The organism is Pseudarthrobacter oxydans (assembly GCF_013314975.1).
Lineage (GTDB): Bacteria > Actinomycetota > Actinomycetes > Actinomycetales > Micrococcaceae > Arthrobacter > Arthrobacter oxydans.
Genome location: NZ_JABTYH010000008.1, coordinates 104,960 through 118,461, shown reverse-complemented (window position 1 = coordinate 118,461; position 13,502 = coordinate 104,960). Strand labels below are relative to the sequence as shown.

Genomic DNA, 13,502 nt, shown 5'->3' with positions numbered 1-13,502 from the left:
GCTGCCCCGACGCCTGCGGCACAGGATGCCTGCGGCCTCCGCGGCCTGCCCGCTGCCTTCTGCCGTCAGGCGTCGATGCGTTCCCGGTCCAGGCTGGCGGCGCCGGCGATGATGAAGTCCTTGCGCGGGGACACGTCCGAGCCCATCAGGAGGTCGAAGATCTCCTCTGCCTGCTGCGCGTTTTCGATCCCTACCTTGCGCAGGGTACGGTGCCGCGGGTCCATGGTGGTTTCCGCCAGCTGTTCGGCGTCCATCTCCCCCAGGCCCTTGTACCGCTGGATGGGCTCCTTGTACCGCTTGCCCTCCTTGGCCAGGCGGGCCAGCAGGACGTGGAGTTCGGCCTCGGAGTAGGTGTAGATCATCTCGTTGGCCTTTTGGCCGGCGTTGATGACCTCCACCCGGTGCAGCGGCGGAACCGCCGCGAACACCCGGCCCTCCAGGATCATGGGCCGCATGTAGCGGAAGAAGAGGGTCAGCAGCAGGGTGCGGATGTGCGCGCCGTCCACGTCGGCGTCAGTCATCAGGATGACCTTGCCGTAGCGGGCGGCAGAGAGGTCGAAGCTGCGCCCGGACCCGGCCCCCACCACCTGGATCAGGGCAGCGCACTCGGCATTGGAGAGCATGTCCCCCACCGAGGCCTTCTGGACATTGAGGATCTTGCCGCGGATGGGCAGCAGCGCCTGGAAGTCGGAGGACCTGGCCAGCTTGGCGGTTCCGAGCGCCGAGTCGCCTTCCACAATGAACAGTTCGGAGCGTGCGACGTCGTCCGTGCGGCAGTCGGCCAGCTTGGTGGGCATGGAGGAGGTTTCCAGCGCGTTCTTGCGCCGTTGGGTCTCCTTGTGCACGCGGGCAGAGATGCGGGACTTCATCTCGTTGACGATTTTTTCGAGCAGCAGGGCGGACTGGGCCTTGTCATTGCGGTTCGCGGAGCTGAGCTTGGCGCCGATCTCCCGCTCCACCACCTTGGCAACAATGGCGCGGACGGCTGATGTGCCCAGGATTTCCTTGGTCTGGCCTTCGAACTGCGGCTCCGCCAGCCGCACTGTCAGGACGGCCGTCAGCCCGGCGAAGATGTCGTCCTTTTCGATCTTGTCATTCCCGGCCTTGAGCTTGCGGGCGTTGTTTTCCACGGCTTTGCGGAACGTCTTCACCAGGGCCTGTTCAAACCCGGACTGGTGGGTTCCGCCCTTGGGCGTGGAAATGATGTTCACGAAGCTGCGGACCGTGCTGTCGTAGCCGATCCCCCAGCGCAGGGCGACATCCACTTCACAGTCCCGCTCCACCTCGGCAAGCTGGCTGTGGCCGCGCTCGTCCAGGACGGGAACGGTCTCCTTGAACTTTCCGGAGCCATGCAGCCGCCACACATCGGTGACTGCCGGGTCAGCGGCGAGGAATTCGACGAATTCGGAGATGCCGCCGTCGTGGTGGAACACCTCTTCGTGGACGCCCGCCTCGCCGGGGGTACCCGGAACCCTCCGCTCATCCCGCACGGTCAGCTTGAGGCCCGGGACCAGGAAGGAGGTCTGCCGGGCGCGGGCGGCCAGTTCCTCGTAGGAGAACTTGGCGTCCGGGGTGAAGATCTGCCGGTCGGCCCAGTAGCGGATCCGGGTTCCCGTGACGCCGCGCTTGGCCTTGCCGGCGATGTCCAGGACCGAGTCGTCAACGAACGGGGTGAAGGGCGCGGCGGGGTCCGTCTTGGAGCCGGTGTCCTTGAACCGACCGGGTTCGCCGCGGCGGAACGACATCTTGTAGGTCTTCCCGCCCCGGTCCACTTCGACGTCGAGGCGCGAGGACAGGGCATTGACCACGGACGCACCAACTCCGTGCAGGCCGCCCGAGGCGGTGTAGGAGCCGCCGCCGAACTTGCCGCCGGCGTGCAGTTTGGTGAAGACAACCTCCACGCCCGTCAGGCCGGTCTTGGGTTCCTTGTCGATGGGAATGCCGCGGCCGTCGTCGTGGATCTCCACGGAGTTGTCCGCGTGCAGGATGATTTTGATGTCGTGGCCGAACCCGGCCAGCGCCTCGTCGACGGAATTGTCGATGATTTCCCAGAGGCAGTGCATGAGGCCGCGGGAGTCGGTGGAACCGATGTACATGCCCGGGCGCTTGCGGACGGCCTCCAGGCCTTCCAGTACAGACAGGTGCCGGGCAGTGTAATCAGAACTTGGTGCCACTGGTGATGAGCTCCTTCAGGGACGTAAAACAGCGGGCTGGGATCGCTTCCTCTAGGGTAGTCGGCGCGGCGCCCGCGGTCCGGCTGCCACACCTGGCGGGGGGGTGTGGACCGCGCCACGTCGGTACCCGCGCAGGCTGCTGGGGCGTTCTTGAGCCAACATTGCGGATACGCGCACAGCGAACTTGCCCCATCCTTGCGATGGTTTTGTTACGAATGCTGGTTATATAGACGTACTGATCTACTAAGGAGGCCGACATGACAACAGCAGTGGCAGACCGCACACTCAATGCACTGGACCGGTGCGACCGTTGCGGAGCTCAGGCCTATGTCCGGGTTGTATTGGAGTCCTCCGGCGGTGAGCTGCTCTTCTGTGGCCACCACGCCCGCGCAGTCGAGGCGACTCTGAAACCCTTGAGCTCCGACTGGCACGATGAGACGGGCAAGCTTCATGAGAAGGCAGCCGTAGAAATCGACTAGCTTCCCCAAAGCTGTTGGGACCCCACCGGAAGGTGGGGTCCCAATTCTTTTAAGCCGCGTCCCTCTTTAATCCCCGGCCCGGCGCCATTGGGGGGCACCGTTCCGGCCGGCCAGTCCCAGCCCGCGCGTCCTGCCGGGAACGGCAAAAGCGGCCCGCCCGCTGCCACACCCGCGAGGGCACGGCAGCGGGCGGGCCGCTTTTCCAGCTCATCCTGCTTTTAGTCGAGGTAGTCCCGGAGTACCTGCGACCGCGAGGGGTGGCGGAGCTTGGACATCGTCTTCGATTCGATCTGGCGGATGCGCTCACGCGTCACTCCGTAGACCTTGCCGATTTCGTCTAAAGTCTTCGGCTGTCCGTCGGTCAGGCCGAAGCGCATGGCCACAACCCCGGCTTCGCGCTCGGACAGGGTGTCCAGGACGGAGTGCAGCTGTTCCTGGAGGAGCGTGAAGCTCACGGCGTCCGCGGGAACAACGGCCTCGGAGTCCTCGATCAGGTCACCGAACTCGGAGTCGCCGTCCTCGCCCAGGGGCGTGTGCAGCGAGATGGGCTCACGGCCGTACTTCTGGACTTCCACAACCTTTTCGGGGGTCATGTCGAGTTCAAGCGCGAGCTCTTCGGGCGTAGGTTCGCGGCCGAGGTCCTGGAGCATCTGGCGCTGGACGCGTGCCAGTTTGTTGATGACTTCGACCATGTGGACCGGAATACGGATGGTGCGGGCCTGGTCCGCCATGGCACGGGTGATCGCCTGCCGGATCCACCAGGTGGCGTAGGTGGAGAACTTGAAGCCCTTGGTGTAGTCGAACTTCTCCACCGCACGGATGAGGCCCAGGTTGCCTTCCTGGATCAGGTCCAGGAACAGCATGCCGCGTCCGGTGTAGCGCTTGGCCAGCGAGACCACCAGGCGAAGGTTGGCTTCGAGGAGGTGGTTCTTGGCGCGCTTGCCGTCATGGATGATGAATTCAAGCTCGCGCTTGTACTTCGGATCCATGGAACCGTCGTCCGCGTTGATCTTCTCTTCGGCGAACAGTCCGGCTTCGATCCGGAGGGCAAGGTCCACTTCCTGCTCGGCGTTGAGCAGTGCCACCTTACCGATTTGCTTCAGGTAGTCCTTGACGGGGTCGGCCGTGGCTCCGGCGGACATGACCTGCTGGACAGGCGCGTCGTCGTCGTCAGCGTCCGAGTAGACGAAGCCCTTGCCGGAGCCGGCAACTGCCTTGGCGGGATCGGCCTCGGCGTCCTCCTCGATGACTTCAGGTCCTTCGAGGACGATGTCGTCGAGGTCTTCCTCGACTTCTTCAGCGTCGTCGGTGTCACCGGCAGCGGACTTTGCGGCTGCTGCCTTCGCGCCGGGCTTGGGGCCGCGCTTCTTGGGCTCGGGCTTGCCGTCCGCTGCAGCCGCACCGGCCGACGCCTTGTTGGCTGCCCGCGTAGCTGCACGCTTGGCGTTGGTCGCAGCCTGCTTCTCCTCGGCGGACAGTTCGTCCTGGGCGGCGGGGTCCTTCTTCGTGGAAGACGGGGTCACAGAAAACCTTTCTAGCGGTGGTCTGTGGAATCACCATACGGGCAACACCACTATGACCCTGTCAAGTCCGTGGTGAAAACCAAGCGCCACCACGGCCGGCAGAGTCTGTTAAGACAACTGCCGGAGCCGCTGTTATGTTCCCCGCAGGGTCCACTCGTGTGCGCTCAATACACGGACCCAACCGGGTCTCGGCCTCCATTGTCTCATGTTTTCCCCGAATCGGGCCTCCCCGTCATTCGCCACCGCCGGGTGTCCCCGCCGTCCGGCCCCGTCTGCCGCCGCTCCCCCGGACCCCGGCAGCGGTCACGCCGCGTCCGGGCCGAACTTCTGCCAGGCAGCGTCCTTCCGTGCCGCCCAGCCGCAAAGTGTTCCGCGCCGGACCAGTTCCAGCAGCAGTTCCGCCAAGCGGTACCCGGGTTCCGCGTCAAGGGCCTGCCGGAGATAGGCCGCCGAGTAGGAGCCGCGGCCGCGGCACCAGGCGATCCAGCCCCTTCCCGTGAACGATGCAGCCGCCGCCCGGCCGCCGGCTGCGGCAAGCTGCCCAAAGGCCAGGTCCAGGGCGTTGAGCCGTTCCCAGTCCGGGACGGCCGGGGCCACGCCCATCAGGACGTCCCCGTAGCCCGGGATTCCTGCACCGGGCGGTCCTTCCTTCGGCGGTCCTGTCTCCGCCGCAGCGCCCTGCAGTCCATCCGCGCATGCCCCGGTCCCCGGGAAGGCCTGGGGCGCCACAGGGGCCAGGAGGCATTCATCCCGGAAGAGCCCCAACTGCCCGGCACCGGCCCGGGCAGCTTGTGTACCGGCTGCCGCCATCATCAGGACAGCATCCCGGTACGCGGGGACCAACAGCGAGGCGCGCAGGAATCCGTCGCGATCCGCCTCGGGCAGCCAGGCTTCCTTCAGCGGGCGGTCCAGCAGATCCAGCCAGAGCCTGAGGACCGAGTCGAACTGCTGCCTGCTTGCCCGGCGAAGGTCCAGTTGCGCGGACCACGCGGTTTCAGCTTCCCTGACGGCAGCGAGGTAGAGGCTGGAAACCGGAAGCGCGGGTGCCTGCTCCTCCGGCTGCGGGCCAATGCTGCTTCCGCGGTAGACCATCTCGGTGTTCAAGGTGCTGTCACGGATCTGCTGCACCGGCCGGCCGGGGAGCGGGCAGCACGAAACATCCAGGCACCAGGCCTCGCGCCAGAAATCATCACCGACATACCAGGCTTCCCGGACCGGCATCCCGGCGTCTTCCAGCATGGAGTCCAGGCCGGCCAGCAGACCGTCGTACGGGGACGGCGACGACGCGCTGCCGTTGCTGGTGAAGAAAGCCAGCAAGGTGCCGTCAGCTTCCTTGTCCGCCGCCAGGTAGCGCCGGACGGCCTGCAGGAACTTGGCCGGTGCGGCCAGGACCTCGCGTCCTGGGAGGTCCAGCCGGAGGGTAGCGCCAAGCCTCGTACCCTGCAGGGTCATCGCCACCAGGCTCTGCGCTGGCCAGTATCCGAGCGAGTGCGGGATGAAGCCGAGGATGTCTTCGGGGCTGCGGACTGTCAGGTGGTCTGGAGAAGTCATGGCTCCAGCTTCCGCCCCCCGCCGGCTCCCGATAAGAACGGACAGCGGCTATGTGCGGAAACCGGGCCTGTGGAGGATCAGTGCCAGTGGAGGACCAGCGTCACTCATCGGGGATCGAGGACCCGCGCCGCCGCGCAAGGTTCTCGCGCCGCTGCCGGGCCAGCGCGCTGCGCAGCGGCGGCACCACCACACCCTGGGCGGCCATCTGCCGCCGCACCTTGCGCCGGCACACGAGCATGGCTGCCGCCCCGAACCCCAGCAGCAGGAACTGGACGCTCAGGGCGATCCGGAAAGGGTCCAGGCCGTAGAGGACGCCCTGGGAGAACCCGCTGGCAAACAGGATGTCCAGCACGAGCCCGATCAGGAAGATCGCCACAAGGGCGGCGATGAACCCGCCCACGTTGACGATGCCCGTGGCCGTCCCGATCCGGTGCGCAGGGTTGAAGGTACGGGCAAAGTCGAAGCCGATCATGGACCCCGGACCGCCGACGGCCAGCACCACCACGAGACCGGCCAGCAGCCACAGCGGAGCACGGCCGGGGGTCAGCAGGACGGCGGCCCACGCTGCCGCGGTTGCGCCGGCGATGAGCAGGACCATGGTGGAACGCCGTAACGGGTGGCGGGAGACGAAGCGTCCGATGAAGGGCCCCACCGCCATCGCGGCGGCGACGTAGAGGGCCATCAGGGCCGCCACCGTTCCTGCGTCCAGGCCCTGGCCGGAGAGCAGGAACGGGTAGCCCCAGGTCATGGCGAACACGGTGCCGCTGAACTGAATGGTGAAGTGGCTCCAGAGCCCCAGGCGGGTCCCCGGCTGGCGCCAGGCCCGGGCCAGCGAGGACCCGGTAGCCCGCAGCCCCTGCTGGGCCTGCGGGCGGGCGGTTCCCGGCGGGACGTCCTGCAGCAGCACCAGCGTCAGGACGACGGCGAGGGCTGACATCCCGGCAAGCATGAGGAACGCCGGGGTCCAGCCCGCGAGATGCAGGACGAAGGCGAAGGGGATAACGCTGAACAGCTGGCCGAGCTGGCCGGACATGCCCGTCAGCTGCGTCACCAGTGGAACCCGGGCAGGAGCGAACCAGAGCGGAATCAGCCGGATCACGGAAATGAACGTCATGGCGTCCCCGGCGCCCACCAGGACCCGGCCGGCCACTCCCCCGGGAATGCTGTCTGCAAAGGCGAGCTGGAGCTGGCCCAGCCCCATGAGGACTGCGCCGCCGGCGATCATGGCACGGGAGCCAAACCTGTCCACCAGAAGCCCCACGGGAATCTGGAGCCCCGCGTAGACAAGGAGCTGAAGGACAGTGAAGAAGGAGATCGCTGACGCGCTGGCCTGGAACCTCTCGGTGGCTTCCAGCCCCACCACGCCAAAGGACGTGCGCTGCGCGACGGCCACCAGGTACCCGAATATTCCGATGGTCCAGATAAGCCAGGCGCGGGGTGCAGTCACTCCTTCATTATGCCCGGGCGCCCGCCGGGGCCCTTACTTGCCGGGGTTCTCCCGGGCCAGGTAGGCCTCCACGGCAGCGCCGAGGTCGTCGGCGTTGGGCAGTTCGTCGTTCTCGTCCGCCAGGAGCGACCGGCGGACCGTGCCCTCGGCCTTTTCGTCGTAGCGGGCCTCCAGCCGCGACACCACCTGCTGGACGTCCTCGGAGGCGTCGATCTGTTCCGCGATCTGGCGGCCTACCTCACGGCCTGCTTCCCGGAGCCTGTCCGATGGCAGCATCAGTGATGTGGCGGCACCGAGGTATTCAAGGCCTGCGACGGCGGCGGTGGGGTATTCCGCCTCGGCCAGGTAGTGCGGCACATGGATGACATAGCCGGCAACATTGCGTCCTGCCTCCACGAGGCGGAGTTCCAGGATGTGGCCTACGGCGGCAGGGACCTCCACGGTGGGCTTCCACACCGAGATACCCTCGATCAGGTCAGGACGGTTACCGTGCACCGTCACACCCACCGGCCTGGTGTGGGGAACGGGCATGGGGATGGAGTGGATCCAGGTCACCAGGTTCACATCCAGTGTCTCCACGATGCCCACCACGGCCCGCGCGAACCTCTCCCACTGCAGGTCAGGTTCGAAGCCCGCCAGGAGCAGGAAGGGCTTACCCAGCCCGTCCTTCAGCCGGTACAGGGCCAGCCGGGGTTCCTGGTAATCCTGGAGGTGGTCCTCCACGAACGTCAGGTGCGGCCGGCGCGAGCGGTAGTCAATAAGCTGGTCCGCATCAAAAACCGCCACCGGCTCGGCGTCGAGGGAATCCAGCAGTTCGGCATTGATCTGCTTCACCACGTGGCCTGCGTCGGCAAACCCGGTGAAGCCCATCACCAGGTTCAGCCCGCGGAGTTCAGGGCTGTGGAACAGCTCAATGTTGCTCGCATAGAGCGCATCGGGGTCCAGCAGGGAGCCGGAGATCCGTTCAAGCACGGCATGTTCCTTTCAGGTGCGGGTGGACATTCTTTACAACGCCCGGGGGCAGCGGGGCATTCCGGCGCCGGCTGTGGCGCACCTCTCACGGAATTCACCAGCTCAGACACGGACGGGCTACGATCGGAACTGGCCTGCCAGACGGGCCCGCAGGCACCCGGACTGCGTTCCGAACGGCGGTACCCGGGCAACCATGGCAGAGCGCCGAACATGCACCCCTGCCCGAACATCTTTCGAGAATCGAGGACTGATCCGCGTGGTCAAGAATACTGAAATCAACCTTAGTACCCTCTCGCGGGACCTGAAGAAAAGCCCCAGTGACGCCGTCGTCATAGGTGTGGGGCAGGGTGCGGACGGACCCGTCCTCCTGGACAACCCGCTGACCGCCCGGTCCGCCGAGGCGCTGGCCGATTCCCTGAAGGCCCTCGGCATTACGGGCGCAGCGGACCAGCTGGTGCGCCTGCCGGGCCTTCCCGAGACCGGCGCGGGCGTTTTGGTCCTCGCCGGGGTGGGCAAGGTATCAGCCTCGAAGCCACTGGCAGGGGAAGCCCTGCGGCGGGCAGCAGGCTCCGCCGTCCGCCAGCTCGCCGGCCTGGCCACGGTTGCCCTGGCATTCCCGACGGCGTCCCTCGCCGACGTTGAGGCCGTAGCCGAAGGTGCCGCGCTGGGCGCCTATTCCTTCAGCGAGTTCCGGTCCTCCAAGGACGGCCTGAAGGACCCCGTCCGCAATGCCGTGATCTTCACTGAACTGGCCGGCCAGAAGGAACTGGACGAGGTCCTCAAGCGCGCCACGCTGATCGGCAGGGCGGTCAACGCCACCCGGTCCCTGGTCAACCAGCCGCCCAGCCACCTCTACCCGGAAACCTTCGCCGACGCCGCGAAGGACCTCGCCAAGGGGCTGCCCGTCAAAGTGACCGTCTGGGACGAGAAGCGACTCGAGAAGGAAGGCTTCGGCGGCATCATGGGCGTGGGCAAGGGCTCGGCACGCCAGCCCCGCCTGGTCAAGGTGGAGTACTCCCCTGCGAAGGCAACCTCGAAGATCGCGCTGGTCGGCAAGGGCATCACGTTCGACACCGGCGGCATCTCCATCAAGCCGGCCCTGGGCATGGGCGACATGAAGAGCGACATGGCGGGGGCCGCCGTCGTCCTTAACACTGTCCTGGCCCTCGCGGGACTCGGCCTGCCGGTCAAGGCCACCGCCTGGCTCTGCATCGCCGAGAACATGCCCTCCGGCGCCGCCTCCCGCCCGGCCGACGTCCTCACCATGTTCGGCGGCAAGACCGTTGAGGTCCTGAACACCGACGCCGAGGGGCGGCTGGTCATGGCCGACGGCATCGTGGCCGCGAGCCGCGAATACCCGGACGCCATCATCGACGTTGCCACGCTCACCGGGGCGCAGCTGATCGCCCTGGGCAACCGGACAGCCGGCGTCATGGGATCCGAGAGCGTGACTGGCCCGCTCAAGGCGGCAGCGGACCGGGCCGGTGAACTCGTGTGGCCCATGCCGCTGCCCGAGGAACTGCGGCCCAGCCTGGATTCGCAGGTCGCCGACCTCGCCAACATCGGCGAACGCCACGGCGGCATGATGACCGCCGCCGTTTTCCTCCGCGAGTTCGTGGGTAAGGGCAAGGACGGGGAACAGATCCCCTGGGCCCACATCGACATCGCCGGGCCGTCCTTTAATAACGGGAGCCCGTACGGCTACACGCACAAGCAGGGAACGGGCTGCACCGTCCGGACCCTGGTGGCGTATGTGGAGGACATCCTGGCTGCCGCCTGACCCTTTGGCGGCCTCCGGCGTGCTGTCACGCGGCTTTGCGGGACCGGTGATCCCTGTGCCACAAAGCCGCGTGACACTCGACACAAGCGCTCCACAAACGTGGTGCCAGGGTGGAGCATGGATAAGTGGTTCGCTAAGGTGAACCACGGTAGTCACAAATGCAAGAGAATTGGCCTGCTGGCATAATCACGGCAGTGCAAGTTCCAAGACCAGATGATGCGCAGGATCGCGTCATCGTTCACGCGAGGGAGCGTTTAAGTGGCCGATCAGGCAACTGCGCAAGAATTCGACATCCTGGTACTCGGTGGCGGCAGCGGCGGATACGCCGCCGCGCTCCGGGCAGTACAGCTTGGCCTCACCGTCGGCCTCGTGGAGAAGGCCAAGCTGGGCGGCACCTGCCTCCACAACGGCTGCATCCCCACCAAGGCCCTCCTGCACTCCGCGGAACTGGCCGACCACGCCCGTGACTCCGCCAAGTACGGCGTGAACGTCACCCTTGACAGCATCGACATCAATGCCGTCAACGCGTACAAGGACGGCATCATCGCCGGCAAGTACAAGGGCCTTCAGGGACTCATCAAGTCCAAGGGCATCACCGTCATCGAAGGTGAAGGCAAGCTCCAGGGCACCGACACCGTCGTGGTGAACGGCACCGCGTACAAGGGCAAGAACATCGTCCTGGCCACGGGTTCCTACTCGCGCACCCTGCCCGGCCTGGAGCTCGGCGGCAAGGTCATCACCTCCGACCAGGCCCTGACCATGGACTTCATCCCCAAGAGCGCCATCATCCTGGGCGGCGGCGTCATCGGCGTCGAGTTCGCCTCTGTGTGGAAGTCCTTCGGCGTCGACGTCACCATCGTGGAGGGCCTGCCCTCGCTGGTTCCCAACGAGGACGCCACCATCGTGAAGAACTTCGAGCGCGCCTTCAAGAAGCGCGGCATCAAGTTCTCCACCGGCGTGTTCTTCCAGGGCGTCGAGCAGAACGACGACGGCGTCAAGGTCACCCTGGTGGACGGCAAGACGTTCGAGGCCGACCTGCTGCTGGTTGCCGTGGGCCGCGGCCCCGTCACCGCCAACCTCGGCTACGAGGAAGCGGGCATCACCATTGACCGCGGCTTCGTCATCACCAACGAGCGCCTCCACACGGGCGTCGGCAACATCTACGCGGTGGGCGACATCGTCCCCGGCGTGCAGCTGGCGCACCGCGGCTACCAGCAGGGCATCTTCGTGGCCGAGGAAATCGCCGGCCTGAAGCCTGTGGTGGTCGAGGACATCAACATTCCCAAGGTCACCTACTCCGAGCCGGAGATCGCTACCGTGGGCTACACCGAAAAGGCCGCCAAGGAGAAGTTCGGCGAGGACCAGGTGCAGACCCAGGAATACAACCTCGCAGGCAACGGCAAGAGCTCCATCCTGGGCACCTCCGGCCTGGTCAAGCTGGTCCGGCAGAAGGACGGCCCCGTGGTGGGCGTCCACATGATCGGCGCGCGCATGGGCGAGCAGGTGGGCGAGGCCCAGCTGATCGTGAACTGGGAAGCGTACCCGGAGGATGTGGCCCAGCTGCTCCACGCCCACCCCACCCAGAACGAGTCCCTGGGCGAAGCCCACCTGGCACTCGCCGGCAAGCCGCTTCACGGCTAGTCTCCCCAAAACCCAAGGGCCTGGTGCACCCGGCACGGAATGCCGGGTGCACTAGGCTGGCCAAACGGCAGCAATCATCCGCACTAAAGATCAATAAGGAGAACGGGGACGACATGTCTGAATCCGTTAACTTGCCCGCCCTCGGTGAGAGCGTCACCGAAGGAACCGTCACCCGCTGGCTCAAGCAGGTAGGTGACCGGGTAGAGGTGGACGAGCCGCTGCTCGAAGTCTCCACCGACAAAGTAGACACTGAAATCCCCTCTCCTGTAGCTGGCGTGATTGAGGAAATCCTGGTGGCCGAGGACGAGACCGCCGAGGTCGGCGCTCCCCTGGTCCGCATCGGGGACGGCTCCGGCGGCGGCGCACCCGCCGAAGAGGCTCCCGCCGAGGAGGCCCCTGCTGCCGAGGAAGCGCCGGCTCCCGCCGAAGCGCCCTCCACCGAGGCGCCCGCTCCCGCAGAGGCACCGGCCGCCGGCGGCGAAAGCCACGACGTCACCCTGCCGGCCCTCGGTGAGAGCGTCACGGAAGGTACCGTCACCCGCTGGCTCAAGGCTGTTGGCGACGCCGTGGAGGTGGATGAGCCCCTGCTGGAGGTTTCCACCGACAAGGTGGACACCGAAATTCCCTCCCCCGTGGCCGGCACCCTCCAGGAAATCCGCGTCAACGAGGATGAGACCGCCGAGGTTGGATCCGTCCTTGCCGTCATCGGTTCAGGCGCTGCTGCCGCCCCGGCCGAGGCCCCCTCCACCGAGGCACCAGCCAAGGAAGAGCCCAAGGCCGAAGCACCGAAGGCTGAAGCACCCGCACCGCAGGCCGCTCCGGCCCAGGAAGCACCCAAGCAGGAAGCCCCCAAGGCTGCCCCGGCTCCCCAGGCTGCTGCACCGGCGTCCGAAGAAGCTGCACCGTCAGCAGGCGGATCCGAGTCGGGTTATGTGACTCCCCTGGTCCGGAAGCTCGCCAACCAGCACGGCGTGGACATCACCTCCCTCTCTGGCACCGGCGTCGGCGGCCGCATCCGCAAGCAGGATGTCATCGCCGCAGCCGAGGCAAAGGCAGCTCCCGCGGCCGCGCCCGCAGCTCCGGCAGCGTCCGCCCCGGCAGCCTCCGCATCCGCGGGCCAGGCCGCTTCCTCGCTGCGCGGCACCACCCAGAAGGCCCCGCGCATCCGCCAGGTCATCGCCCGCCGCATGCGCGAGTCCCTTGAGGTCTCCACGCAGCTGACCCAGGTCCACGAAGTGGACATGACCAAGGTCGCCAAGCTCCGTGCCCGCGCCAAGAACTCCTTCCAGGCACAGAACGGCGTCAAGCTGACCTTCCTGCCGTTCATCGCCAAGGCTGTCGCCGAGGCCCTCAAGCAGCACCCCAAGCTGAACGCTGCCTACGACGAGGACAAGCAGGAGATCACCTACCACAACGCCGAGCACCTGGCGATCGCCGTCGATACTGACAAGGGCCTGCTGGTTCCGGTCATCTCCGATGCCGGCAGCCTGAACCTTGCGGGACTGGCGGGCAAGATCGCCGACGTTGCCGGCCGCACCCGCGACGGCAAGATCGGCCCGGACGAGCTGTCCGGCGGCACATTCAGCATCACCAACATCGGTTCGGTCGGGGCCCTGTTCGACACCCCGATCATCAACCAGCCGCAGGTGGGCATCCTCGGCACCGGCGCCATCGTCAAGCGCGCTGTGGTGGTGGCCGATGAGAACGGTGACGATTCGATCGCCATCCGCTCCATGATGTACCTGTCCCTGACGTACGACCACCGCCTGGTGGACGGCGCGGACGCCGGCCGTTTCCTCCAGACCCTGAAGGCACGCCTTGAAGAAGGCGCCTTCGAAGCGGACCTGGGGCTGTAACACCCGGACGCACACGACGGCGGTGCAGGCAACGGCGGGATACCTCCCGGACGGCCTGCACCGCCGTCGTCGTTTAACG

Annotated in this window: 9 protein-coding genes; 4 read left to right on the top strand and 5 right to left on the bottom strand. The window is 66.6% G+C overall.

The window, feature by feature from the left end:
* Positions 1-65 precede the first annotated feature (65 nt).
* On the bottom strand, positions 66-2,174 hold the full coding sequence (locus HTS88_RS07785) for a DNA gyrase/topoisomerase IV subunit B (RefSeq protein WP_174177062.1): 2,109 nt from the start codon (positions 2,172-2,174) through the stop codon (positions 66-68).
* Between the two features lie 257 nt (positions 2,175-2,431).
* Here HTS88_RS07785 and HTS88_RS07780 point away from each other — a divergent pair, with 257 nt between their 5' ends.
* The gene (locus HTS88_RS07780; protein WP_013600696.1) at positions 2,432-2,653 is read left to right on the top strand and encodes a DUF7455 domain-containing protein; all 222 of its coding nucleotides are present in this window, start codon (positions 2,432-2,434) and stop codon (positions 2,651-2,653) included.
* Between the two features lie 218 nt (positions 2,654-2,871).
* Here HTS88_RS07780 and HTS88_RS07775 read toward each other — a convergent pair whose 3' ends face one another.
* From HTS88_RS07775 to HTS88_RS07760, 4 genes are all read right to left on the bottom strand, one after another.
* A complete protein-coding gene (locus HTS88_RS07775; protein WP_066275225.1) occupies positions 2,872-4,176 on the bottom strand; it encodes an RNA polymerase sigma factor in 1,305 nt (434 codons plus the stop codon).
* Positions 4,177-4,479: 303 nt separating this feature from the next.
* Positions 4,480-5,727, bottom strand: a complete 1,248-nt coding sequence (locus HTS88_RS07770) for a DUF4192 family protein (protein WP_174177060.1) — start codon at positions 5,725-5,727, stop codon at positions 4,480-4,482.
* Between the two features lie 100 nt (positions 5,728-5,827).
* Positions 5,828-7,174 (bottom strand): MFS transporter, encoded by a 1,347-nt coding sequence (locus tag HTS88_RS07765; protein ID WP_174177058.1) that lies wholly within the window; start codon positions 7,172-7,174, stop codon positions 5,828-5,830.
* 33 nt (positions 7,175-7,207) lie between these two features.
* Positions 7,208-8,146, bottom strand: coding sequence for a PAC2 family protein (locus HTS88_RS07760; protein ID WP_174177056.1), 939 nt, complete (start codon positions 8,144-8,146; stop codon positions 7,208-7,210).
* A gap of 256 nt (positions 8,147-8,402) precedes the next feature.
* On the opposite strand from HTS88_RS07760, the gene HTS88_RS07755 reads away from it, so the two are divergent.
* The 3 genes from HTS88_RS07755 to sucB all read left to right on the top strand — a co-directional run bounded on the left by HTS88_RS07755 (position 8,403) and on the right by sucB (position 13,423).
* Positions 8,403-9,926, top strand: coding sequence for a leucyl aminopeptidase (locus HTS88_RS07755; protein ID WP_174177054.1), 1,524 nt, complete (start codon positions 8,403-8,405; stop codon positions 9,924-9,926).
* Positions 9,927-10,184: 258 nt separating this feature from the next.
* Positions 10,185-11,567, top strand: a complete 1,383-nt coding sequence (lpdA, locus tag HTS88_RS07750; protein ID WP_066275209.1) for a dihydrolipoyl dehydrogenase — start codon at positions 10,185-10,187, stop codon at positions 11,565-11,567.
* 113 nt (positions 11,568-11,680) lie between these two features.
* Positions 11,681-13,423: a 2-oxoglutarate dehydrogenase, E2 component, dihydrolipoamide succinyltransferase gene (sucB, locus tag HTS88_RS07745; protein ID WP_174177052.1), complete on the top strand. Its 1,743-nt coding sequence runs from the start codon at positions 11,681-11,683 to the stop codon at positions 13,421-13,423.
* Positions 13,424-13,502: the final 79 nt, after the last annotated feature.

Coding starts and splice junctions, on each gene's coding strand:
- HTS88_RS07780 (WP_013600696.1), top strand. CDS start 2,432: ATGACAACAGCAGTGGCAGACCGCACACTCAATGCACTGGACCGGTGC.
- HTS88_RS07770 (WP_174177060.1), bottom strand. CDS start 5,727: ATGACTTCTCCAGACCACCTGACAGTCCGCAGCCCCGAAGACATCCTC.
- sucB (WP_174177052.1), top strand. CDS start 11,681: ATGTCTGAATCCGTTAACTTGCCCGCCCTCGGTGAGAGCGTCACCGAA.